The sequence below is a fragment of the Pseudomonas salomonii genome (assembly GCF_900107155.1).
Lineage (GTDB): Bacteria > Pseudomonadota > Gammaproteobacteria > Pseudomonadales > Pseudomonadaceae > Aquipseudomonas > Aquipseudomonas salomonii.
In genome coordinates, this window is the sequence record NZ_FNOX01000009.1 from 319,585 (window position 1) to 339,166 (window position 19,582).

Sequence of the window (19,582 nt, forward strand, 5' to 3'; positions counted from 1 at the left end):
GGTGATCTCCTATTCAGGGCGGCTGTATAGCAGGACGCCAAGGCGAACCTGCTCCATGTATTCGGGGCTGTCTGCCTCTGGCATAAAGGAACTGACTCCGGCCCAGCCATCGTCGCCGACTTCGAACACCGCCAGGGCCGTTGTAGGCTGGCCCTCGACTTTGAAGCGGCGCAGGTAACGGCGCCGGATTACGGCCTTGCTTTGACCCTCAAGCCACTCCAAACGGACCCAGATTTCGTCGGGGGCTTTCAAGGCGTCGGCCAGTAGAGGGAGTTCCCGCGCAATGCCGGAACGCTGTATGAGCAACGGACCCGTGGGAGTGTTGCTGAACAACCCCCGGCCAATCACCACGGCATCGCCAACCACGTCTTTGAACACTGCGGGCGCTGACTCTGTCGCGCCGAACTCGCCAAGGAATTGATCTAGGTACTGTTTGTCAGTTAGGCCTTCGGGTAACACCCGTGTTGCGGGAACTGTTCGAGGCGACGGCATGGCGGTTGATAGTCGACGGTTTGGAAGGCCCGATGTCGTGGCGCTGTATCTGGCACCTGGCACGGGATGGGGTATTGGGTCGTAGGCCCGCAACGGTGGCACGGCTGGAGCCAGGCGCGATTGACCAGGTGCGTACTCAAAGCCTGGGTCGATGCCCTTGGGCACCCGTACTGTGCGCGGACCATTAGGACTGTTTTTGCCGATGACACGATCTTCCCACTCAATAGCTGGCGCGGGACCAATCGTCAGGCCTTGGCGTTCCACATCTCTGGCCGAGGCCATGAACTTCTTGCACTTGCAGCCCCAGCCGTTTTGCGGCGTGTGCGTCGCCCACCATGGATCATCCAGCGGTAGCGTGATTCCGTTCCAGGACAAGTGCATTGGACGCGGGTGTGCGCTGTCACCATGCCGGTAGATGCCGTAGGGACGGCGCTTGCGTAACTCTGGGTCTGCCATCTGTTCTTCACGACCAGCGTTATAGGACTGACGCAAGTTGGTTTCCCAAATGACGTTGGTACGCCAACCATGCTCGCCCTGGTACTGCCAGCCATGTTTGCCCACGACCTTGTCGAAATCTTTTCGGAACTGTTCCAGGGAAGTGCCAGCGGCAATGGACTTTTCTACAGCGCCGCGCAGGTCGGTGAGCAGATCGCGCTTGGCGCCGCCGGCCACGACAAAAGCGTAGTCGTGCTCGGCAGCGTACACGTCCGTCCAGGAACGAGTAGGTAAATCAACTTTTCCACTGAAATAGTTAATTTGTTCTTTGAATGGAAGCGAGCCGTGAGAAACTGCCATTATGGTTACTCGCTCAAATACCTAAAGGAATGGAAAGTGATTACAAAAGACGACATCAAGGTAGCTCACGATTTGTGGTTTCAATCAAAGGAACGCACCCAGCTAGCCCTAGGAAAACTAGAAATTGTTCGGCGTGCCATGCGTGAACTTACTCAAAGCTTCAAGACCAACACCGTTACTGTTTCGTCTGTGAGTACGTTTGAACAGGCACTTGAGGGTGCAACTCAAGAGCTGCATAGTGCTGTCCAAGAACAGGACCGTACCGAGCGTCAATATTCATTGCTGCGTAATGAATTTGATGAGCAATCTAGCAACACGTCACAACCCTCTTAAGATGTCATCACGCCCAGCCAGGCTGGCAGCGGTAAGCCCATCAGCTATGGCATCTGCTAACTGGCTGGTGGTCATCGCCGGATAGGTTTCAATCAACCGATCCCGAAACTCTTCCAGGCTATGAACAGTGTCGAGCAGTTCCTTGATCTGCTCGACCATGTCATCCAGATACACCCCAACAGTTCGTTCCATCGTCCGCACCTGGTTATCCACGATATCCGGTATCACCACCGGCCTGGCGGGCGCCTGCTCTCTGTTGGCCGCCTGCGCGAGTACCGGAGCAGCAACTGGCGCAACAACGCCCAACAGATCAGCACCAGCGGCCGGAGCCGGGATATTCAACTTGTCGCGGATAACCGACTGTTCAACCTTCAACCCCAACGGCACCAGCTTTTCCAGCGCTTCGATCAGGATCTTGGCGTTTTCGGGTTTGGGTACGTCGAGAATCAGTCGTGGATACGGCCGACCTGGTGCAAAGTTCAGATCGCACCAGGGGCGCACAAAATAACGGTTCAGCGTATTGGATTCGGCCTTGGCGTCGGCTTGCAGCAGGTCCAGACGAACCTCGTTATGGATCGTCGCCTGGGCCTGGCTGGAGCCATCGTCAGTAGACATGGTTTGACCGACCACGGCTTTACTAACCTGCTTATCCCACCACTCGGCCAGCCCCTTGAAGAAGTCACCAGCGCCGGTCACGTTCGCCGCCTGGGTGAAGTCGATGCGCATGCTGTCAGGGATTACCGCCGCCGCATCGCTGCCCAGGTTGGCCACCGCCGACATGAGCGTGGCGATATCGTCCTTGCTGGCACCGGGTCCGTAGCGACCTACACGCATGGGCATGCCGAAGATATCGGCGAAGCCCATCCAATCCTTCCAGGTCCAGGCTTTACACATGTAGCCAACCGCTGCCAGGCGCGCCAGGCCGCCCCGGATCGGCAGCCCCGAACGGATGCGCGGCAGGTGGACAATGAACTTGTACGGTGCCAAAGGAACGCCATTGACCATGTCCACTTCATCCAGGAGACGCAGCTCCCGCCCGGTGTCGCGGTCGAATTGGAAGAAGCGCTGGTCCCGTGGTTCAAAGCGCGATGGGTTCCAAGTCTTGCCGCTCCGGTCCCACATGATTTCGGAGACGGCATAGCCTTTGCCCATAGCGTCGGTCAGGTCGGCTTGCAGTTCGCCGAACTCGGGGGAGTCGACTATCTCCTTGAGTTGGTCGGCCCGGCGCACGTCCTCGGCATCGTCGCTGGCGGCTTCCACGCGGATGGCCAAGCCGGACACGGCCAGTTTCCGAGTGCCTAACACTGAGGCGTAATGCAGGTCTCGTTCTTCCATTTCCTCGGCAAGGGTCAAGTAGTCGTGGGCTGAACCTTCGGCGGCCGCCTGCAGGATGGCGGCAAGGCGACCGGGTGTCAGGCCGCTGGCCACCGACTGGTGCCAAACCTGGCGTATGCCAGTAGTGCGGGCTGCGGCCAGCTCTTCGGTGAGTTTGTCGTATTGGATCGGTCGACCGAACTGGTCAACGATTTTAGATTCAGCCATTACCAAATGCCTTTTTTGGAGCGCCAACCGGCGCCGATCTGGATCTCGCGATCATGTTGGGACGCGGGCTGGACTCGGTGATACTCGATGATCTCGACTTCCTGGCGGGACGCGTAGTCGGCCAGTACGGCGGCGATACCGGCGTCGCCGTGGCGCTTGGGGCCAGCCTTTTCGCCTTTCTCGTTGGTGCGCTTTTCCGGGATGCGGGCCACGCCCTTGACCATACGAAAGGCGCGCACGTCGCTGACCACGTCTTTGTCGGCCGGGATGTCGTAGAAGGTGTCGTCTTCCAGGGCCGCCTTGAACGGCGGCATGTTGTCGCGATACCAGCCCTCGGTGAGCATCACCCGTTCAATACGGTTGAAGCCGAATTCGATGGCTGTTTCTTCCGACAATTGCGAGCCGTTACCCCTGGCATCGTCGGCACCCTTACGTAGATTCGGCAGGCGCCGAAGGATGTAGAACTTGATCTGCGACTGTTGCTTGAACGGGACGTTACGCAGCTCGACCACAAAGGGCGTGCGCTTGCGCAGGTTCTGTTCCTTGAGCAGCGGCCAGATGACAGAGAGGTCGCCGGAGCGAGCGAAGTCCATGCCATAGAAGCTCTCAACGTCCAGCGGGATAGCTGAAAGCAGTGGGAGCAAATGCTCCTCGCACCACTCCAGGGACTCGGCGAGCCGCAGGTGTTCAGGGATGGTTTCGTAACCTTGCGGATACGCCAGGCGCAGTACCGGTACGGCGCGGTTACTGCGTTTCTCGACCAGGGCCATGCTGAGAAAGGCGCCGCCGCCCTGGGACGGTACGCAATCAAGCTCCTCATCGGCAGCATCGCCGTAGAAGTCGTAGACGTCCTCAACCCACGCGGCTTCTTCCTCGGGCTTGTATTCAATGCCCTTGCGCAGGCATACCCGGTTGTAGAGCCCATCGGCGACAGCGTCGCGGAACGGACAACGGAACAACATGCCCTTACGCTTGCCTGCCCGGATATCGTTGATCAGTTCATTAAACGCGTTCTCGGTGCCATCGTGGGTGCTGATCACATGGACTTCACCGCCCCAGATCAACAGTGCTAACGCAGCTTTCAGCAGCTCGGCCAAGTCCTGGTGAAACGCCGCTTCATCAATCACGACCACGCCCTGACGCCCCCGAAGGTTGGACGGGCGGCTGGTCAGCGCGACGATGCGGTGGCCGGTGGGAAACGTAATGGTGTAGGTCTTGATGTGCTTGTCGGGGTCGCTGTCGGGCCAGATGCCTTCTTCTATTTCTTCCGCCGCGTAGTTGTAGGCTCGTGCCCACATGGCGCATGCCTGGATGTATTCCACGGTCATGTCCTGGTTGTAGCCCAGGTAGTAGACCGTCTGGCCACCCGCCGATTTTTCGCTGGCAGCCACCAGAACGTTGTCTGCCGCTTCGGCCCAGGTGAGGCCAATACGCCGGGACTTCTCGCCGACCTTGAGCGGGGCGCGGATACCTATCCATTTTTTCTGGTACTTGAGAAGGACTGATGGCGCAATGATGCTTGCAGTGTTTTCAAGCACAACGGGAAGGCTCATGCTATGCACCTTTTAACCCGTTGCACCATTCGGCTGATTAGGCTCAAAGGAGATGACTGATGATTGACTGGGTTGCTGCCGCATTTACAAGCGCGAAAACTGCGGGCGACATAGCCAAAAGCTTGATCACTTTGCGTGATGAAGACCTTGTAAGGGGTCGAGTAATGGATCTGACGAGCACCTTGATGGATCTGCAGCAGCAAATGATGCAGGGTCAGATGGAGCAAATTGAATTGATCAGTAAAATTGCGAGCTTGGAAGAGGAGCTTAGAACAGCCAAGCAAAAATCTGATGTACTCGGCCGCTATGAGTTGTTGGCCCTTAGTCCAGGACAGGTTGTTTACACTCTGAAGCCACAATTTAAAGATGTTGAACCCGACCATTTCTGCTGCACCAATTGCTACGATATGGGGAGAAGGTCTGTTCTCAAACCACAAAACCAACTTGGTGGTACATGGATAAAATACATATGCCCAGCATGTTCCAATGCAATTGGCGTGATTGTCGGAGCCCTGCCAGAATCGATGCGAGGTAAGACGAGATAACAAAATACTCATCCCGCCATCCCCAGAATTTCGCGGCGGATCTCGTCAACCGTCGCTTGATTCAAACCACCTTTCTTAGCGATTTTTTCAATACGAGATGCTGCCGCCTCGGCCTTATCTCGGAACTCGGCTTGCCATTTTTTCTGCACCACCGAGGCCTTGCCCAATTCAGCCACAGCCTTGGCCACCTTGGGCAAGTCCATCTGGTCGCCGTTGCTCATCAGCAGTTTGAACAGATGCTCCTGAACCAAACGCATCAGCGCCTCATTGACGGCGCCTTCCTCATCCGGCGCAGCCGCCACCACAGCACGGGCTTGCTCGCTCGCCATCTTCAAGGCCGAGAGCTTGGACTCGAAGTCCTGGCCATAGCGATGCAGCGCTGACTTGCTGATCGAAAAACCCTGGGTCGACAACTCGTTGGCCAGGGCTTCGTAGTCGCTGAAGTTGTTTTCGGCCAGAGCCTTGTCGAGCCAGTTTTTAACCGACTTAGGCAGACTGGCGACTTTGCTGCGCGGTGGCATGGGGTCAGCTCCAGTATTTTTCTGGGCGGGCAATGCCTGGATTACAGTCGATGGTGTACTCGGCCACGTCGACACCGTAGTGGGTCAAGCCGCAGATCCATGCGCCACTCGACTGCTTCTTCAAGGTTGCCAAGCTGCGGTCGGCCAGGTAGTCCAGTTCGCGTCGCAGTTCCAAGGTGGTGACGTCCGGGATGATTCCCTGGATGGCCGACAACACAAGCGCTTCATGGGGATCAATTGGGCGCGCCGTGTTAAGCGTCAGGATGATGTACCAACGCAGGGATTCCCGGCGCACCTTGGCTGGATCAATGTTCATGGGCGTAGTCCTTTGAGTTGAACGTTTTCTAGCTTGAGCGCCAGGCCATCAAGCTTGGATTCGATAATGGATTGGTTACGTACCCAGTCCTCGCGGCGGACGTAGTGCAAAGGCATATCGCCGCGCAGTCGCTCCATGCCGATCTCGACCTGGCGCAATCGCTCGCTATCCTTGTCCACGATGGCGAAGCGTTGATCCAGGCGCCGCTCCATTTGCACCAAGAGCATTTTCATCACGCCCACAAAGGCGCCGAGGATGGTCACGGCAATACTGATCATCTGCCACACCGGCATCTCTAGTGTCGTCATCAGCGCTTGCTCCTTTCGCGGTGCGTTTGGCACTGCGCGCAACGCTGCACACCTGGGATGGCCTGGCGCCTGCTTTCCGGGATGGGCATGTCGCAATCAGCTACCTGACAGAACTCGGCCGAGGGGCCTTCTAATACTTCTTGCTGTGCCAAATGAATCGCTAAAGCGCTTTCGTTGTGCAGAGCTTCCAGCTTGCTGGCGTAGTCACTTGCTTTCATTGCGGGTCCACTTGATCAGGTTTCTGAGCTGTTCCCGGCAAATCCCATACAGCTCGCCATTGCGCACCTGGTTAGTCAGGAGTTGTTCCTGCGTGATGCCTGAGTCGAGGTCGTCAGCGGTTCCGGGTCCACTGGCAGACGCAGGAGTTCGGCCGGAGCCATTCGGGGTTGGCATTGCGGGGGCGGAGGCGAATCCGTTGGCTGTGTTCCACACGCGGACAAAGCCATTAGTGAACACAGCAACAGGTAGCGGCTGTGGCTTCGCATCCAAGGCCTTGCGATAGAGTTTGGTAACACGGGTGATATCTCCGGTGAGTCGTTCGGTGGTTTGGCGCAGCGCTTCCTTGGCGTCAGCGAGCTGGGTGGCCAGCTCGTTGCCCCGGCCTTGTTCGGTGCGAAGCTGCGTCAGGGCGGCGTCAGAATCGCGCTGATTTTCTTCGGCGTGTTTCCTGCGCAAATCAGCGGCGACGGTTTCACCCTGGGCTTTCGCCAGGCCATAGCCTTCGTCATAACCGTCTTGCCGGATCAGGTGTAGGCCGTACACCACGGTGGCGATCATGGCCATGTACCAGAACAACGGCTTGACCAGGTCGAACAGGGCTTTCATTGACAGACTCCCTGGCCCCAGCCATCAGCGACGTACAGAGCTTCCCAGCGCAACAGAATCAGGCGCGGGTATTGTCGGTTTTCCTTGAAGGCTGCGGCCGAGCGGCCGTTGTTGAACTGCTCTACAGAGTTAAACCAGGTCAGCGGATCGGCCCCCTTAGCCAATGCCAACTTGCGGTCTTTGATCACCCACCCCAAACCGCCGTTGTAGGCTGAAAGGATCAGTGCCCCTTGTTCGCAAGGGCTGCGCGCCTGGATGCGATTCGCCAGCCAGCGGTCATAGCTGACAAGCGCTTGCATGGACCAAACCGGGTTATACGGCTCGACCTTGCCGAGGGCTTTGGGAAACAGCTGGGCAAGCCAGGTGGCGGTCGAGGGCATCACCTGGCCCAAGCCTTGCGCACCGACGGGCGACCTTGCGTCGAACTTCCAGCGGCTTTCCTGGTGGATCTGTGCGGCGAAGGTGGACACCGGGGCGTCCAGGCCCCATTCGGCCTGGGCGATGCGGGTCAAGTCGCGGCGGTAGCGGTCGGCTTGATCCGGGATTTCAGCCTTAGCCGGTGGGCAGAAAGCAGCGATGGCAAGCAAGCCCAGTGCGGCGACAGCCATGTATAGGAGAACACGTGAGCGCATTGTTAGAGCCCCAACGTCAGGCCAAGGACGCAGCCCAGCACGACCAGGGCGCGGCGTATGCCAGCCATGGATTGGTCACAGTTGGGAACCATGTCCGGCCGGGCATAGGGGAACAACGCTCGATCCAGCCAGTAACCCAGCACACAGCCGAGCGTGACCAGGCCGCATTTGTAGAGGACGACGGGTAGCTTGGTTGGGGCGACGATGGCCAGGCTGAATAGCAAGGCGATGCTGATTAACGCCCAAAAGGTCATACGCGGCGTGCGGGGTTGCCGCTTCGGTGCGGTGGAGGTCATTGGGATACTCGCGGTGAGTGATGGATGGCGGCGCGCAGTGCGGCCAGGTGTTGGGCAGCCACCAAGGTGTTGCCGGGCACGTGGGCGGGGGCGCGGTACTCGGCGAACGTTGGCGTGATGGTTCTTACAGCGGGGCGTAACTTTTCCTGTTCACGGACGTGCTGTTCGGTGCGGGCTTCGGCTTGCGAGATATGCGACTGAACCAGTTCCCGCCAGTCGGCTGGCACCTTGGCCCACAGCACTGCGCGTGCAGCGTCGTCCCCAGCGGTTTGAATGAGCTGTGCGAACTGGCGCGGCCGTCGGGGCCGGAAGACTTTCGGGGGCGTGGGAGCGGAATGCATGCTGCGAACCTGCCGTTGGGGGAACGGTGCCAGCTTCGCGTATAGGGGGGATTGGTTGAGTATCAGCGGGGTTAAAGAAAAAGCCCCGCTCGGTGGCGGGGCTTGAATTTTATCTATAGATAAACTGGGGAAGGATAAACAATGAGACCTTACAAATAATCCAGACGATAAGTGGTGCGTAATTCGCTTTTAAACGGCTGGACCTAATGTAAAGGTATACCGGAGGAATAAGGCACCACCAAATACTTGGCGGTTGGTAACCTGCTTGCCGTAGTTTCTGTGCGTCCAGGTTGCACAGAACAACTACCAGAATGATGCCAATGAATACAGCAACACTTGTATTCAGCGATACGTTTACAAAACCAAGCAACGGAGAGAATGCCAGAAGCCAGGCCCATAGATCCGGCACTGAGTCTTTGCTCAAAGGTGGTGGCGCTACTGTTAACTCTGATTTGAGTTCAGTCGCTTCGATTGGAATCCAAGACTCCATTCCCGTTTTCCAAACAAGGGTGCCATGGGTAATTTTGCGGACTTTCAAAAGCTCTTTGATATCATTTTCGGTGATTGGTCCTACACGAGAACCGCCATCGTCATAAAACCATTGCACCTGGGTCATCAGTGAACACTCCTTCCTTGATCGTCTTCGTAGCCAAATAGATCGGGCTCACTCTTGCGATGCAGCGCCCGCTGTCGGCGAATGATGTCATAAATGGTCTGGTTCGCAAGATCGTACTTGCTGACCAGGTTTGGAATTGGGGTGTTGTTATCCTTCCAGTCTCTATAGATCATCGCGTCTCGTAAGGCACGCTTGAGCGCATCCCCCCGTGGCAAGTACACCACTCGACCACCCATCACCGAACAAATCGCAAAGACAACATGCCGGGCCAGTGCTGCGGCTTCCACACCTGGCTTGATCTCAACCAGGAGTTTGGCCTCAGCGATTTCTACCATTTCTCGCAATGAACCTTCCCAGCGGGATAACACTGTAGGGTCCTGCATATTTGCCAGTACCTTCTTGGCGTCGAGTTGATCGATGTCATCGGGAAACAGTTCTTCGTTCATCGCTCTGGCCTCGCGTGGCGGCGGGCATCGTAAGTCAATGCAGCAACCATTTTCTGGAGTTGTTGAGGGGCCAGCCATTCCACACGCTCAACCTTGAACATACGCATGGCCATGCCATCGGCATACGCCCAGGAACGTTTTGCCTCGGCGAGAAAGGCCTCTATTTTGCCCACCAGCTTTACCCGGTCTGGCGCCGCCAATGGTGCTTTGCGGCCTTGCTTTTTCGCCGGTTTAGGCTCCCAGCCCAAACGGGCGAATTCGACCAGTACGGCGGCGGTCTGGCGTGGCGTCAGGTCTTTTGCCGAACGCACACCCGCCACGCGAACCAGCAAGGCGCGGTAGGTTTCGTCATCCAGCCCCAAGTCCTTCTTGGCGATATGGATCTTGCTCAATTGCAGGTTGCGTGTAGTCACTGTCTTCCTCCTTTTATCAGTCGCTGGAACGCTCTCGGGTTGGTTCGGGACAGTGCGGCGACATCATGAATGGTCATCGTGAGTGCATGCTCTGTTTCGTCGAACTGCCCGGCAGTGCGGATGTGTTCCAGCTCGGTTTGGGTGCCGCTGTAGATTTCCATCTTGAGCTTGCTGGCCCCCATAGCCAGGCGCTTGTTGCTGTCGCGCTTACGCTGGGCACGCTTACGCTCGCGTGTCAGGCGGGTTTTCCGCTGTTTGGGTGTTTCGTCTGTCATGGGAGGCTGCTCATCAGTACCGGACAACCACGTCCGGCAGACCGCCCCGGTAGACCAGGGTGGTTTCGCTCAGTGGAGGGTCGTGTTGCTTGATTGCCAACGGCAGGCCGGGATCGTGCCCAACATCTTTTCGCTGACGATCAGATCGAACAGCTTGTAGGAAAGCCGCATGGCTTCCGTCTGCCGAGGTGCGTCTAAAGGGGGAGCCGCTACACCTGTCATATCAACGGTGACGGAAGGCTTGCCGTTGCCTTGGTGGCGGTCTTCCAGGGTGATGGTTATTTTGGCCATGGGGCGTCCTATCGCTGAGTGTGAAAAGTGATGTGGTAATCGCGGGCAACCTGGCGCACGTATTTCTCAGTCATGTGGTGTTTGCGGGCGATCCACTTTGGCGAATTGCCCATGGCTGCATCGACCATGATCAACGCCGCGTGCTTGCCTGCATCAGGCTGGGAGTCGTAAACCTCGGTGGGCAAAACGGACTCCGGTGTTGGCACCGATGGAGTTGCCGCAAACAGGTGGGCATAAACCGGCGAACGCTCCGGGTTAATGGTGAATGTCGCCGGGGCGTTGCTCATCTGGTGGCCGACTTGCTGGACCTTGCCACCACGTCGCAGAAACTCCGCAGTCAGTTGGTCGAGGTTGGCACGCTCGATGTCGTGTTGCGGCGAATGCATCGGCAAGGGATCGTTTCGGGTGTCGTGATAGCGCTGCACAGTTACACCCCCGCAATATCAAGGCTGATGGGCTCGTATTGGTCGGTATCTCCGACACGCTGGTACACACGGATATAGGATTTTGAACCCACCACCTGGCAGGCATCGCCAATAGCTTTCATGGCGCGCTGCCAGCGCTCATCGGTGATTTCCATACGGCGCAGCGCAAGCACGCGGGCGGTGCGAATGTCACCTTTTTGGTCAGTCCGAAAGGCGTCATTTACCAGCGTGACCACTTCGGGACGTGCCCCGGTTGTCCAGTCCCGCAGGCATTCGTCGATCAATGCCCGTGCGGCCTGGAGGCGTTCGTCGAAGGCGATACTTTCCTGGACGGCGCGCATGATCTTGTAACGACCATCAAAGCTGATCAGGCTGACGTTGCCTTTTTTACCGCCGATGTGAGCGCCGTACTGCTCGGCACTGAGTTCTACGAATGCTTCGATATCGCCGAACGCCGCAGCCTTGAACTTAGCAAGTACGGTGCTGGCCGCTCTTGCTTGCTCGACCAGTGCAAGTACCAAGGCGTCTCGCTCCAGGTCGATAGGCTTGATGAGTGCCTCGGGAATCAAGCGCTTTTGCGCGTCTACCCGGTAGCCATCGGGGATGGTTTGTTGGTATGTCATTGCAAGGTTCCTCAGTGGAGAGTCGGACGCGACCAGTCGGCAGGACGGGTGGCGCTGATGGGTTCGCGCCATTCCAGGGTCACGCCCTGGTACTGCACGTTAAAACGGGTGCTACCGGCTGAACCGTGGCGCTGGTAGCCGTCGGTGTGGCCAAGGTTGATCAGGCGCTGGCCTGACTCGGGGCTGATCACCAGCCGGTTTTCGGATGGGTGAAACCCCTGCACACGGATGCCATGCGCCTGCAAGTTGCGAGCGGCGGCGTTGAATACCCGCAGGCGGTCGGCCAGGGTTGGGGTCAGGACTTTCAGCGGGGTGTGGTTAGTGGAGGCGAGCATGGGCGTTCTCCTGGTTGCAGCAGTCGGGGTTGATTGGGCAGTGTTGGCAGGCGCGCCAGTGCTGCATCGCCTGCGGGTTGTGGGTTGGTGCTGGTTTTTCGCGGTAGTTTTGGCACTGCTCGGTGGTGACGGTCTCGCACAGGGCGACACACTCAATGCGGCCGAGGGTTTCCATTACCCGACGCTCGACTCCGGCGGTGCTGGGCGATGCATAGCGGTTGGAAAGGATCAGGCTGACGGCCGTGCGGCTCATGCCGATGCGCTGGCTGGCCTTGGTCTTGTTGGTGGCAGCGACTTCTGCGGCGAGCAAGCGCACGAACAGCGGCGCGTCTTGGCCCCAGGCGGAAAGGTTGAGCTGGTTCATCGCGCCACCTCCTGGTCTGCCTTGCGCCATACCACTTGATCCAGGTTCGGGTCATATACTTGGTCAAAATCACGCTGGTAGATCGGGTGTTTGGGGCCGGTGTAGCGTGCCGAGACCAAGCTGAAGCGGGTTTTAAAGCCCGCTGTACCGCCTCTACGGGTCACGTAGCCAGCCTTTGCCAGACCCGACAAATACACGTGGGCGCCGAACTCACTGATAGAAGCGCCGTTGATGCTGGCGGCAACTGAAGCCTCGGCGGCGGAGAACTCGCCCAGGATGCGCAAAGCCCGCCAGACGTTTTCAACCCCCGCTGCATAGTTCGAAACCTTGCCGTTTTTGGTAACGCGAGGGGCTTCAACGCCTTCATCTTTAAGTAGGAACCATTCGGCATCGAAGCGACCGATGCTTCGTACCTTGCTGACAATCCCGGCCTTTTCCAGGTCGCGAAAATAAGCACGTACAGCTTCATCTTCGTGGTTGGATTTGCGTGCGACGGCATAGGTCGTCAGCTCTTTAGGGCTGGCGTTAACGGCGCGGATGGCTTCCCAAATATGCTGGCGTGGGGACTTGCCGCCCACCATCACCAAGTCAGCTCTGGCTCTTGGCATACCTCAACCCCTCCGCGACGGCGCTTCGCCGGTAAACCAGCTATCGGTGCCCCAGCCAGCAAGATCGATACGGTCAATGCAGCGTGCGCAGGCTTCGCTGTAGACCTTGTAGAGGTTGACCGCCACACGGCGCAGACAGCCATTTACCTTCTTGCGCAAGTCTTCCAGTAAGTCATCGGCGAAGTGCAATTCGGGGTAGCTGGACTCGGCCAAAGCCTGCAAATCTTCGAGGGTGGCGCGCTGTGCAGGCACCCACTCCAGCACCCGGTTATGCAGACGCTCCAGCTTTGCCAGGCTACCGGGCACACGTTCTTCGCCGATCAGGACGATGGTCCCTTCGCTGGCGTTGTAGATGTCGGTCAAAACGTTGGCTACCGCCTTTTCGAGCAGGTATTGCACGTCGTCGATCAACAGCGGGCGTCCGCTTTTGGACAACTGCTCGGCGATCTGGTCAACCATCACTGACAAGGTTGGGGCCGGTTGGATGCTCATTTCGCGCAAGATGGCATGCAGAAAAGCCTTCTTGCTCCAGGTGTCGCGGCACTCGACGTAGTAGGCGCGGTGCTGGTTTGCGGCGAAGGCGGCACCCACGCTTTTACCCAACCCGCTGGCGCCGTACATCACTACCAAGCCAGGCAGTCCGGCTGGGCGATTGTGGCTACGGGCGATAGCGGCGGATAAGAGGCCGACGTTGGTTAAGGGAACGATCTTAGTAACACTCATGATTCAACTCCTAAGGTCTGAGGTTAAGCACGGGCCTGCTCGGCGAACGCGAACATTTGCTGTATCGCGGTGAAGTCCGGGTGCTGCGGGTAACGGGCGTGCCATTGGGTTTCTTCGGGTGTCAGCGTCCCGCCCCTGGTGAGGCGGGCATTGAGCTGGTTCCAAAGGCGGTAGCGGGCGGTGGGGTCGGTTGGCAGATCGAAGGCTTTAGGCTGGGGCGCTGACAGTTCTGCGAAGCGGCGGGCTTCGGCCATTTGTTCAAGGCTGAGCTGAGCCGACGGCGCCGTGGTCGGTGCGATCATTTCCACGCGTTTGCCGGTCAGGGTTTCAAGCTTGTCTACGGCACGCTTCATCTGGCCGCTTTCGCGCTTGTCGTAGGCCTTCTCGATCATGGCTTTCGGCATGTAGTCGCTGGCGTTGCCATCGACGAGGGCTTCGCCGATCAGGTCGCCATCCAGGGTGCGAACCCACACGCGGGACGCGTCACGCACGTCATAGGCGAGGCGTATTTCTTCGCCATGAAAGTTGCGCAACGCATCCAGGAAGTAAGTTTCGCCTGACCAGGTGACTTCCCCACGACGGGTTGGGCGAATGACTTGTGGGCGCGCCAGGTCATTGAGTAGTTCTGCGGGGGCGATAATTGGCTCCCAGCCCTCGGCAAGTGCGGCCTCCCAAGCCTGGTTGGGGCTCATGTGTTTGAACTTGCCAGTCAGAGGGTCGCGCACCTTTGCGAGGCCCCGGTGGGGGCGTGCGTTGTAGGCTTCTATTTCGTAGTCGATGCCTTCCATGAACTCGGCAAAGGTTGGAATCAGTCGAGTTCGCCCCGTTTGCCGCAACTCTTTGCGGCCGACTCGATGCACTTTTGTCCCGGCCTGCTTATCCATGTCTGCACCGATATAGCTGGTCAGCTTCTTGGCAGCGTTGACCCATATAGTTTGGTGCGAGCGTTCGATAAGGCCGCGTGCCTGGCTGTTGTAAGGCAGCGCGTGGATCATGGACCCACCCAGGCGGTCGACCACTTCCCGTACTGTGTCGTTGGCAAACCCTGAGCCATTGTCGACATAAAACATCGCGAACATGCCCTGTTGCATGGCGACACGCAGTGCGTCCATAACGCCGATGGTGGATTCCGCCTCACCAATCGAGATGCCGATGGCTTTGCGGGTGGCGATGTCCAAAACGGTTGTGATTTCGGGGCGGTACGGCTTGCCGGTACGTGGGTTCAATACTTCGGCGTCGAACTTGTGGCCGTCAGCGGTGAACACATCGCACGGATATAGGTTTTTGGTGGAGCGCCGCTTGAACGGTTGCAGGGCTTTGAGTTCTTGCGGTGTACGGCGGCCACGCTCGCGGGCCTCGGCACTCAGCTTATTAAGGAAGCGACGAACCACGTGGATGCTGGGCCGTTCGACGGGATTCTTGAGGGCGAACTCCGCATAGGCCGACTCTACGCTGGGCTTGGTCGGGCGCTGGTAGCAGGCGAGGAATGCGGCCGACCATGCAGGTAGGCTCAAGTCCTTTTGACGGCGAGCAGGTGCCAGGCCGGTTTCACCCTGTTTGCGATAGTCGGCCAGCCAGCGCTTGAGCGTGCGCTCGCTTAGAGAGCGGTTGTCGGTCTTGCGGTCGTTGGCGCGCTGGACAAGGCCCGTCAGGTACGGGCTGAGCTGAGCAGCTTTTGCCAAGGAGACAATGCTGTCGATGGCGCGCTGCTGACTGATTGTCTGGCTCATGCGTTCGACTTCACGCACAAAGGCCAGGCGAGCCGTCATCACTGAGCGTTGATCTTCGTTCAAGCGTGACGCTGAAACCGTGTCACGCTGAGCAGATATTAAGTCTGGACCAGGCGCAGATTCCGACGCGGCATCGCGTACAGATGCCGCAATTAAGGCAGCTTGAGTTTCTGGCGGCAGTGTCGCAAAGCGGTACTCAACGGCCTTACTACCGAGACGGCCTTGACCTTCCCATCGTTCGCGTTTGGCGCGCAATTGAATTGCGCGCTCTGTTCCCGGCATGCCGGGTAGGCCAGCCAGTTCGCGGGCGGAGTACCAATTATGCATGGCCTTCACCCAGCATCTTTTTTAGCTCTCTGGCCTGTCGGGTCGCATCAGCTGCAACCCGTGACAAACGGCCAAGTTCTGCATTGAGTGCATCGCGACCGTAAGCCACACGCCCGCCGCGCTGCTCAACCAACCAGTCTGTTAGGACGTGACTGCTGCACACTTCCTCAAGTAGCGGCGCTCTATAGAAAGGTAGGTTGTGGTCTGTCCGGGCCGGGCTCGACCACGCGTCCAGCATATGTTTGCTAACGTCATCACCAGATAAACGCGACATGCGCGCACCGATCTCGTAACGGTCCAGATCGGAACCTTTCAGAATCTCGCTGATCAGTTCACTGACCTGCGCGGCATTGTTGCCATTCCCTGGGATAGCCAGAACTGGCTGTGGGACAGAGAAGATATCTAGCGTACGATCATCCCTTATACGGCGCATGTTTATATTCCTGTGCCGGTTTTACGGTGTCGAAGGGCATAAGCTGAGTTATGCTCTTGGCTAGAAGTTGCGTTGTGTTCTGCGCGCTGCGTCCTAATACGATGTGGGGTGCCATTGGCATTCCAACGCTCGGGCCATAGGTCAATTGGTTTAAGACCTAAAGCACGAGCGATGGCACGTTCCATTCGTGGGTATGCAGTGCGCTTGGCGTTCTTGACTGCAGTGTCTGAAACGTCCAGCTCACGCGCCAGCATCGCGAGTGAACTGCCTCGGGTGCGAAGTTGGTACTTGATCCATTCCCATCGCTGGGTTGGATCAAGGGGGATTTCGGTTTTGTTCATGCCTGGCGTCCATTCATAACCACCGGCAAGGGTGGTTTTTTTGGGATGTCTAACGTCACCTACGGCACAAACATAGCCATTAATAGCTACGTCGTAAAGCGAAAAATAGCGTTTCGCTTGTCGAATTTGACCTTATGGTGGTTGATTTTGTCTATCTCTTTGATCTGTATGGCTTTATCGAAGAAGCGAAATTTCGCTTTAACCAGGGATGGTGTTTCGGATAGATCGAGGGAGAAAGCGAAATGAGCGAGGGTCTTGCAGAGCGTATTCGGCAATGCGCCGACATAGCGGGAAGTGGCGATGAGTTAGCGCGGCTTACAGCGATACCCCGGCGTACCCTGGAGTATTACCTGACGGGGCAGAGCGAACCCAAGGTGGCGCGGTGTGTAGACATCGCCAAAGCTGTTGGCGTCAGTATCGGCTGGCTTGCATCGGGCGAGGGGGAGAAGCTGAATGGCGATGCGGCCCAGTCTGCCCAAGATGATAAATACGCCTATGTACCGCTTTACGATGCCCACTGTGATGCGGGGCATGGAGCCTGGAGTGAACGCGCAACCGTACTAAACCTGCTTGCGTTTACGGCGGATTCGCTTCGCAAGCAAGGCCTGGACACTACGAGGCTGTCGGCAATCCGGGTGGACGGCGATTCAATGGAGGGGCTGCTAAGCGATGGCGATACCGTGATGATCGATCACGGCCGCAGCTCGCTTGAGGGGGAGGCTGTCTATGTCATCCGCCTGGATGACCATCTCTATGCGAAAAGGCTTCAGAGGCAATTCGATGGCTCTGTTCACATCATCAGTGAGAACAAGGCCTACCGCGACATGATCGTCCCCAAGGATCAACTGAGCAACCTGGAGATAATCGGCCGCGTCGTATGGGCTGGCGGCTGGATCTGATAAGCAGGGTGTAATGTCACTCTACCGAGGTGTTGGTGATGTCCTGTGCCAAAGGTTTCGCTAAATTGGCACCGGCTCTACGCTTGGGCTGCATTTGATCTGTTTATTTCTTGGCAGCGCTTTGGCATTGGTTTGAGGCGCGGCTCTTTCCCCCAAACCCTTAGCCAGTCTGGCTCGTCGCACAATCTCCCGCTATATCCCGGTTCATCCCACCGACTTCCTGCCAGTGCCATATCTAGAACCTCCTCACAGGCGGCCTGAAAGCCGACCTGAGTGGTTGAAGCAAAAGCCAGATCAAGTGCAAAGCAACAGCCTATCTACCTGATGCCGCGGGGTCTAAATGTGGGAGCGGGCTTGCTCGCGAATACGGTGTGTCAGTCAATTTATCTGTCACTGGCCCACCGCATTCGCGAGCAAGCCCGCTCCCACCTTTGACCGAGTATGGCTTTGCTGGCGCTGTTGCTGTTGCTCCGGCTCTTACATCCTTTTCGATGACGAAGTCAGCGGTCTTTTGATCTGCGCTTTTGATCTTGATCTTGATCTGAAATCGCCCCGTCAAACACGATGGCCGGAATCTGACAGTGATTTGGGGGGTAAACCGGCAGGGATGCCGGTTTAGCCGCCCCGCGCCATGGATGGCGCGTGGCGGCGGCCCCCCAAATCAGTGTCGGATTGCGGGCATGCCGAGCCACAGCGAGGCACCGAGTGTTGGGGCGAGGACCTTTTGCTTACTTTTCGGTCCTTCGAAAAGTGAGTCGCTGTAAGAGCCATGCCTTTCAAGGTCTGCGTTTAAGAACTCATTTAAAGCAGTGTTTAAGTCTGTTTATCCGACTTGGCAGCCTTGAGCACCCGAGCTGTTGAGACATGGACCCGTGCAGCCTTACCTTCCAGCCACTCCTTAGGTTTTGCGACCTTAGGACCGCGAGGACTTTTTGCGACGGCCTTGGGTTTGATCAACCTCGCCAGGGCCAACAACCGCTCTGCCAGCCCTTGCGAGGTCTTTTCAATAGGGAAATTTTCCGTAGGCAATGCGATCTGCATTCCCTGATAATCACTGCGAACATGCACCGCCAAGTGGAAAATCGAAACTTCCCAACCCTGTGGCTGTGTATCTCGGTGCGCCTGCTCAACGCTACGCTTTAGAACCGACAAAACGTTGTAAGCCAGAACCGCCGAGGCGAAGCCCAGTAGCGCGGCTTTCGGGCTACCAAGGCTTGTAATTTCACTGTCCAGTACCGACTCAAGGCGCTGAAACATCCCCTCAATACTCCAGCGACGACGGTATAAATCGGCTATCTGCTGGGCACTAATGGTGTCAGGCAAATTGCTCCAGAACCACATCACTGATTCACCTGAGTCATTTGCCGTTTGCAGGCTTAACTCAACGCGCCGCCAGCGGCGGCCACCTTTCACTTCGATGATTTGTTCGCGAACGGTGCCGCTATCGACGATTCCTGACTCTTGCCAGTCGCTTTCCTGGATCAAGCGTGGATGCTTGCTGGGTTGGCGAACAATGAACGAAGCCCCTGTGTCCTCGCAGGCTTGTAGGACGGGCAGCGTGCAGTAAAGTCGATCAGCCATCCACAGCTGGCCCGCGCAAGCGCGGGCCAGCAACGGAAGAACACTGACCCGTTCGCTGGCATAGGCATCTTCCCAGGGCTGGAGATCAACGACTAAATCCAGATCAGGATCGTAGGCCACCACTGAAAACCCTGGGCGCGCTGCGCCGCGCTCAGTGCGCAAAGGGCCGAGGCGTTTTTGTGTGGCTGGCAGGTGATTGCCATCGACAATACGTAACTGCCAGCCGGGGAGAATCGATGAATGGCCGAGTGTTTTGACAGTGGGTTCCAAACGCTCCGCGCTGCCTGAAATCAGGGCCCGAAGCAGCTCGGGTTCGGTTCGATTGATCTTGTCATAGAGCGCTGTAAGGCTGACCGAAAGCCCCTCAGCCTTGCGCGCCGCTGCATGCAAGGATGGCCTCAAGCCCAATGAAACCAGGGACATCAACTCAACAACAGATGAAAACAGAAGCTCACGGGAGTACTGCCGTTGACGGTGATCATCGAACACCTTATCAACCCATTCGGCAGGTACGGCCTGCTCCAATACCAGCTTGGTCATGACACTGGCTGGTGCTTGTTTTTCGAACCGCTCTAGAACCTTTTCCCACATCGTTTCGTCATCCTGACTGAAGTTTTGGGGGATTTTAAACCAAGACCTTGAAAGGCATGGCT

29 protein-coding genes and 1 other RNA gene are annotated in these 19,582 nt (G+C 57.5%); 3 read left to right on the forward strand and 27 right to left on the reverse strand.

Annotated elements, in window-relative coordinates; translation table 11 throughout:
* Positions 1 to 9: 9 nt before the first annotated feature.
* A complete protein-coding gene (locus BLV67_RS21695; protein WP_069788399.1) occupies positions 10 to 1,287 on the reverse strand; it encodes a PBECR2 nuclease fold domain-containing protein in 1,278 nt (425 codons plus the stop codon).
* Between the two features lie 36 nt (positions 1,288 to 1,323).
* Between BLV67_RS21695 and BLV67_RS21700 the strand changes: the two genes are divergently transcribed.
* Positions 1,324 to 1,620 carry a hypothetical protein gene (locus tag BLV67_RS21700; RefSeq protein ID WP_074854519.1) on the forward strand — a complete coding sequence of 99 codons (297 nt, stop codon included), beginning with the start codon at positions 1,324 to 1,326 and terminating at the stop codon, positions 1,618 to 1,620.
* Here BLV67_RS21700 and BLV67_RS21705 read toward each other — a convergent pair.
* On the reverse strand, positions 1,606 to 3,162 hold the full coding sequence (locus BLV67_RS21705; RefSeq protein ID WP_069788398.1) for a DUF935 domain-containing protein: 1,557 nt from the start codon (positions 3,160 to 3,162) through the stop codon (positions 1,606 to 1,608). The genes BLV67_RS21700 and BLV67_RS21705 overlap by 15 nt on opposite strands.
* A complete protein-coding gene (locus BLV67_RS21710) occupies positions 3,162 to 4,715 on the reverse strand; it encodes a hypothetical protein (RefSeq protein ID WP_069788397.1) in 1,554 nt (517 codons plus the stop codon). The genes BLV67_RS21705 and BLV67_RS21710 overlap by 1 nt, the downstream gene beginning before the upstream one ends.
* 59 nt (positions 4,716 to 4,774) lie before the next feature.
* Between BLV67_RS21710 and BLV67_RS21715 the strand changes: the two genes are divergently transcribed.
* Positions 4,775 to 5,260 carry a hypothetical protein gene (locus tag BLV67_RS21715; protein ID WP_069788396.1) on the forward strand — a complete coding sequence of 162 codons (486 nt, stop codon included), beginning with the start codon at positions 4,775 to 4,777 and terminating at the stop codon, positions 5,258 to 5,260.
* Between the two features lie 8 nt (positions 5,261 to 5,268).
* Here the strand turns inward: BLV67_RS21715 and BLV67_RS21720 are convergent, their stop codons facing one another.
* The 23 genes from BLV67_RS21720 to BLV67_RS21830 form a co-directional block, all read right to left on the reverse strand.
* Positions 5,269 to 5,781 carry a DUF3486 family protein gene (locus tag BLV67_RS21720; protein WP_069788395.1) on the reverse strand — a complete coding sequence of 171 codons (513 nt, stop codon included), beginning with the start codon at positions 5,779 to 5,781 and terminating at the stop codon, positions 5,269 to 5,271.
* Positions 5,782 to 5,785: 4 nt separating this feature from the next.
* On the reverse strand, positions 5,786 to 6,097 hold the full coding sequence (locus tag BLV67_RS21725) for a hypothetical protein (RefSeq protein ID WP_069788394.1): 312 nt from the start codon (positions 6,095 to 6,097) through the stop codon (positions 5,786 to 5,788).
* Complete coding sequence (locus BLV67_RS21730; RefSeq protein ID WP_069788393.1) at positions 6,094 to 6,405, reverse strand: hypothetical protein; 312 nt, start codon at positions 6,403 to 6,405, stop codon at positions 6,094 to 6,096. Before BLV67_RS21730 ends, BLV67_RS21725 begins: the two co-directional genes overlap by 4 nt.
* Positions 6,405 to 6,623 carry a TraR/DksA C4-type zinc finger protein gene (locus BLV67_RS21735; RefSeq protein ID WP_069788392.1) on the reverse strand — a complete coding sequence of 73 codons (219 nt, stop codon included), beginning with the start codon at positions 6,621 to 6,623 and terminating at the stop codon, positions 6,405 to 6,407. The genes BLV67_RS21730 and BLV67_RS21735 overlap by 1 nt, the downstream gene beginning before the upstream one ends.
* Complete coding sequence (locus tag BLV67_RS21740) at positions 6,610 to 7,230, reverse strand: hypothetical protein (protein WP_069788391.1); 621 nt, start codon at positions 7,228 to 7,230, stop codon at positions 6,610 to 6,612. Before BLV67_RS21740 ends, BLV67_RS21735 begins: the two co-directional genes overlap by 14 nt.
* Positions 7,227 to 7,838 carry a transglycosylase SLT domain-containing protein gene (locus BLV67_RS21745; protein ID WP_069788390.1) on the reverse strand — a complete coding sequence of 204 codons (612 nt, stop codon included), beginning with the start codon at positions 7,836 to 7,838 and terminating at the stop codon, positions 7,227 to 7,229. The genes BLV67_RS21740 and BLV67_RS21745 overlap by 4 nt, the downstream gene beginning before the upstream one ends.
* 26 nt (positions 7,839 to 7,864) lie before the next feature.
* Positions 7,865 to 8,158 carry a putative holin gene (locus tag BLV67_RS21750; RefSeq protein ID WP_069788389.1) on the reverse strand — a complete coding sequence of 98 codons (294 nt, stop codon included), beginning with the start codon at positions 8,156 to 8,158 and terminating at the stop codon, positions 7,865 to 7,867.
* Positions 8,155 to 8,385, reverse strand: coding sequence for a hypothetical protein (locus BLV67_RS21755; RefSeq protein ID WP_141722768.1), 231 nt, complete (start codon positions 8,383 to 8,385; stop codon positions 8,155 to 8,157). The genes BLV67_RS21750 and BLV67_RS21755 overlap by 4 nt, the downstream gene beginning before the upstream one ends.
* A gap of 223 nt (positions 8,386 to 8,608) precedes the next feature.
* Positions 8,609 to 9,115: a DUF4339 domain-containing protein gene (locus tag BLV67_RS21760; protein ID WP_069788387.1), complete on the reverse strand. Its 507-nt coding sequence runs from the start codon at positions 9,113 to 9,115 to the stop codon at positions 8,609 to 8,611.
* Positions 9,115 to 9,561, reverse strand: coding sequence for a Mor transcription activator family protein (locus BLV67_RS21765; RefSeq protein ID WP_069788386.1), 447 nt, complete (start codon positions 9,559 to 9,561; stop codon positions 9,115 to 9,117). Before BLV67_RS21765 ends, BLV67_RS21760 begins: the two co-directional genes overlap by 1 nt.
* Entirely contained in the window at positions 9,558 to 9,974 is a 417-nt protein-coding gene (locus BLV67_RS21770) for a gp16 family protein (protein ID WP_069788385.1), read from the reverse strand. The genes BLV67_RS21765 and BLV67_RS21770 overlap by 4 nt, the downstream gene beginning before the upstream one ends.
* Entirely contained in the window at positions 9,971 to 10,249 is a 279-nt protein-coding gene (locus BLV67_RS21775) for a hypothetical protein (protein ID WP_069788384.1), read from the reverse strand. Before BLV67_RS21775 ends, BLV67_RS21770 begins: the two co-directional genes overlap by 4 nt.
* Positions 10,250 to 10,320, reverse strand: an RNA gene (locus BLV67_RS21780) — hammerhead ribozyme type II.
* A complete protein-coding gene (locus BLV67_RS21785; protein ID WP_069788383.1) occupies positions 10,319 to 10,540 on the reverse strand; it encodes a hypothetical protein in 222 nt (73 codons plus the stop codon). The genes BLV67_RS21780 and BLV67_RS21785 overlap by 2 nt, the downstream gene beginning before the upstream one ends.
* An 8-nt stretch (positions 10,541 to 10,548) precedes the next feature.
* Positions 10,549 to 10,926: a hypothetical protein gene (locus BLV67_RS21790; RefSeq protein ID WP_083269440.1), complete on the reverse strand. Its 378-nt coding sequence runs from the start codon at positions 10,924 to 10,926 to the stop codon at positions 10,549 to 10,551.
* 41 nt (positions 10,927 to 10,967) lie between these two features.
* Positions 10,968 to 11,588 carry a DUF3164 family protein gene (locus BLV67_RS21795; protein ID WP_069788381.1) on the reverse strand — a complete coding sequence of 207 codons (621 nt, stop codon included), beginning with the start codon at positions 11,586 to 11,588 and terminating at the stop codon, positions 10,968 to 10,970.
* Positions 11,589 to 11,599: 11 nt separating this feature from the next.
* Positions 11,600 to 11,923: a hypothetical protein gene (locus tag BLV67_RS21800; protein ID WP_069788380.1), complete on the reverse strand. Its 324-nt coding sequence runs from the start codon at positions 11,921 to 11,923 to the stop codon at positions 11,600 to 11,602.
* Complete coding sequence (locus BLV67_RS21805) at positions 11,907 to 12,287, reverse strand: hypothetical protein (protein WP_069788379.1); 381 nt, start codon at positions 12,285 to 12,287, stop codon at positions 11,907 to 11,909. Before BLV67_RS21805 ends, BLV67_RS21800 begins: the two co-directional genes overlap by 17 nt.
* Entirely contained in the window at positions 12,284 to 12,895 is a 612-nt protein-coding gene (locus BLV67_RS21810; protein WP_244160749.1) for a hypothetical protein, read from the reverse strand. The genes BLV67_RS21805 and BLV67_RS21810 overlap by 4 nt, the downstream gene beginning before the upstream one ends.
* A gap of 3 nt (positions 12,896 to 12,898) precedes the next feature.
* Positions 12,899 to 13,618 carry an AAA family ATPase gene (locus BLV67_RS21815; protein WP_069788377.1) on the reverse strand — a complete coding sequence of 240 codons (720 nt, stop codon included), beginning with the start codon at positions 13,616 to 13,618 and terminating at the stop codon, positions 12,899 to 12,901.
* 23 nt (positions 13,619 to 13,641) lie between these two features.
* Positions 13,642 to 15,675, reverse strand: a complete 2,034-nt coding sequence (locus BLV67_RS21820) for a DNA-binding protein (RefSeq protein WP_069788451.1) — start codon at positions 15,673 to 15,675, stop codon at positions 13,642 to 13,644.
* Positions 15,668 to 16,108 (reverse strand): hypothetical protein, encoded by a 441-nt coding sequence (locus BLV67_RS21825; RefSeq protein WP_069788376.1) that lies wholly within the window; start codon positions 16,106 to 16,108, stop codon positions 15,668 to 15,670. Before BLV67_RS21825 ends, BLV67_RS21820 begins: the two co-directional genes overlap by 8 nt.
* A 2-nt stretch (positions 16,109 to 16,110) precedes the next feature.
* Positions 16,111 to 16,449: a helix-turn-helix domain-containing protein gene (locus BLV67_RS21830; RefSeq protein ID WP_074854521.1), complete on the reverse strand. Its 339-nt coding sequence runs from the start codon at positions 16,447 to 16,449 to the stop codon at positions 16,111 to 16,113.
* A 242-nt stretch (positions 16,450 to 16,691) separates the two neighbouring features.
* On the opposite strand from BLV67_RS21830, the gene BLV67_RS21835 reads away from it, so the two are divergent.
* The gene (locus BLV67_RS21835; protein ID WP_069788375.1) at positions 16,692 to 17,348 is read left to right on the forward strand and encodes an XRE family transcriptional regulator; all 657 of its coding nucleotides are present in this window, start codon (positions 16,692 to 16,694) and stop codon (positions 17,346 to 17,348) included.
* Between the two features lie 813 nt (positions 17,349 to 18,161).
* Here the strand turns inward: BLV67_RS21835 and BLV67_RS21845 are convergent.
* A complete protein-coding gene (locus tag BLV67_RS21845) occupies positions 18,162 to 19,469 on the reverse strand; it encodes an IS4 family transposase (RefSeq protein ID WP_083269288.1) in 1,308 nt (435 codons plus the stop codon).
* Between the last annotated feature and the right edge of the window lie 113 nt (positions 19,470 to 19,582).

Excerpts from the sequence above, each read along its gene's own strand:
- BLV67_RS21765 (WP_069788386.1), bottom strand. The coding sequence starts at position 9,561 with ATGAACGAAGAACTGTTTCCCGATGACATCGATCAACTCGACGCCAAG.
- BLV67_RS21735 (WP_069788392.1), bottom strand. The coding sequence starts at position 6,623 with ATGAAAGCAAGTGACTACGCCAGCAAGCTGGAAGCTCTGCACAACGAA.
- BLV67_RS21760 (WP_069788387.1), bottom strand. The coding sequence starts at position 9,115 with ATGACCCAGGTGCAATGGTTTTATGACGATGGCGGTTCTCGTGTAGGA.
- BLV67_RS21705 (WP_069788398.1), bottom strand. The coding sequence starts at position 3,162 with ATGGCTGAATCTAAAATCGTTGACCAGTTCGGTCGACCGATCCAATAC.
- BLV67_RS21750 (WP_069788389.1), bottom strand. The coding sequence starts at position 8,158 with ATGACCTCCACCGCACCGAAGCGGCAACCCCGCACGCCGCGTATGACC.
- BLV67_RS21830 (WP_074854521.1), bottom strand. The coding sequence starts at position 16,449 with ATGAACAAAACCGAAATCCCCCTTGATCCAACCCAGCGATGGGAATGG.
- BLV67_RS21790 (WP_083269440.1), bottom strand. The coding sequence starts at position 10,926 with ATGCATTCGCCGCAACACGACATCGAGCGTGCCAACCTCGACCAACTG.
- BLV67_RS21740 (WP_069788391.1), bottom strand. The coding sequence starts at position 7,230 with ATGAAAGCCCTGTTCGACCTGGTCAAGCCGTTGTTCTGGTACATGGCC.
- BLV67_RS21800 (WP_069788380.1), bottom strand. The coding sequence starts at position 11,923 with ATGCTCGCCTCCACTAACCACACCCCGCTGAAAGTCCTGACCCCAACC.
- BLV67_RS21720 (WP_069788395.1), bottom strand. The coding sequence starts at position 5,781 with ATGCCACCGCGCAGCAAAGTCGCCAGTCTGCCTAAGTCGGTTAAAAAC.
- BLV67_RS21835 (WP_069788375.1), top strand. The coding sequence starts at position 16,692 with ATGAGCGAGGGTCTTGCAGAGCGTATTCGGCAATGCGCCGACATAGCG.
- BLV67_RS21845 (WP_083269288.1), bottom strand. The coding sequence starts at position 19,469 with ATGACCAAGCTGGTATTGGAGCAGGCCGTACCTGCCGAATGGGTTGAT.
- BLV67_RS21810 (WP_244160749.1), bottom strand. The coding sequence starts at position 12,895 with ATGCCAAGAGCCAGAGCTGACTTGGTGATGGTGGGCGGCAAGTCCCCA.
- BLV67_RS21725 (WP_069788394.1), bottom strand. The coding sequence starts at position 6,097 with ATGAACATTGATCCAGCCAAGGTGCGCCGGGAATCCCTGCGTTGGTAC.
- BLV67_RS21710 (WP_069788397.1), bottom strand. The coding sequence starts at position 4,715 with ATGAGCCTTCCCGTTGTGCTTGAAAACACTGCAAGCATCATTGCGCCA.
- BLV67_RS21825 (WP_069788376.1), bottom strand. The coding sequence starts at position 16,108 with ATGCGCCGTATAAGGGATGATCGTACGCTAGATATCTTCTCTGTCCCA.
- BLV67_RS21795 (WP_069788381.1), bottom strand. The coding sequence starts at position 11,588 with ATGACATACCAACAAACCATCCCCGATGGCTACCGGGTAGACGCGCAA.
- BLV67_RS21815 (WP_069788377.1), bottom strand. The coding sequence starts at position 13,618 with ATGAGTGTTACTAAGATCGTTCCCTTAACCAACGTCGGCCTCTTATCC.
- BLV67_RS21775 (WP_069788384.1), bottom strand. The coding sequence starts at position 10,249 with ATGACAGACGAAACACCCAAACAGCGGAAAACCCGCCTGACACGCGAG.
- BLV67_RS21715 (WP_069788396.1), top strand. The coding sequence starts at position 4,775 with ATGATTGACTGGGTTGCTGCCGCATTTACAAGCGCGAAAACTGCGGGC.
- BLV67_RS21805 (WP_069788379.1), bottom strand. The coding sequence starts at position 12,287 with ATGAACCAGCTCAACCTTTCCGCCTGGGGCCAAGACGCGCCGCTGTTC.
- BLV67_RS21785 (WP_069788383.1), bottom strand. The coding sequence starts at position 10,540 with ATGGCCAAAATAACCATCACCCTGGAAGACCGCCACCAAGGCAACGGC.
- BLV67_RS21730 (WP_069788393.1), bottom strand. The coding sequence starts at position 6,405 with ATGACGACACTAGAGATGCCGGTGTGGCAGATGATCAGTATTGCCGTG.
- BLV67_RS21745 (WP_069788390.1), bottom strand. The coding sequence starts at position 7,838 with ATGGCTGTCGCCGCACTGGGCTTGCTTGCCATCGCTGCTTTCTGCCCA.
- BLV67_RS21820 (WP_069788451.1), bottom strand. The coding sequence starts at position 15,675 with ATGCATAATTGGTACTCCGCCCGCGAACTGGCTGGCCTACCCGGCATG.
- BLV67_RS21695 (WP_069788399.1), bottom strand. The coding sequence starts at position 1,287 with ATGGCAGTTTCTCACGGCTCGCTTCCATTCAAAGAACAAATTAACTAT.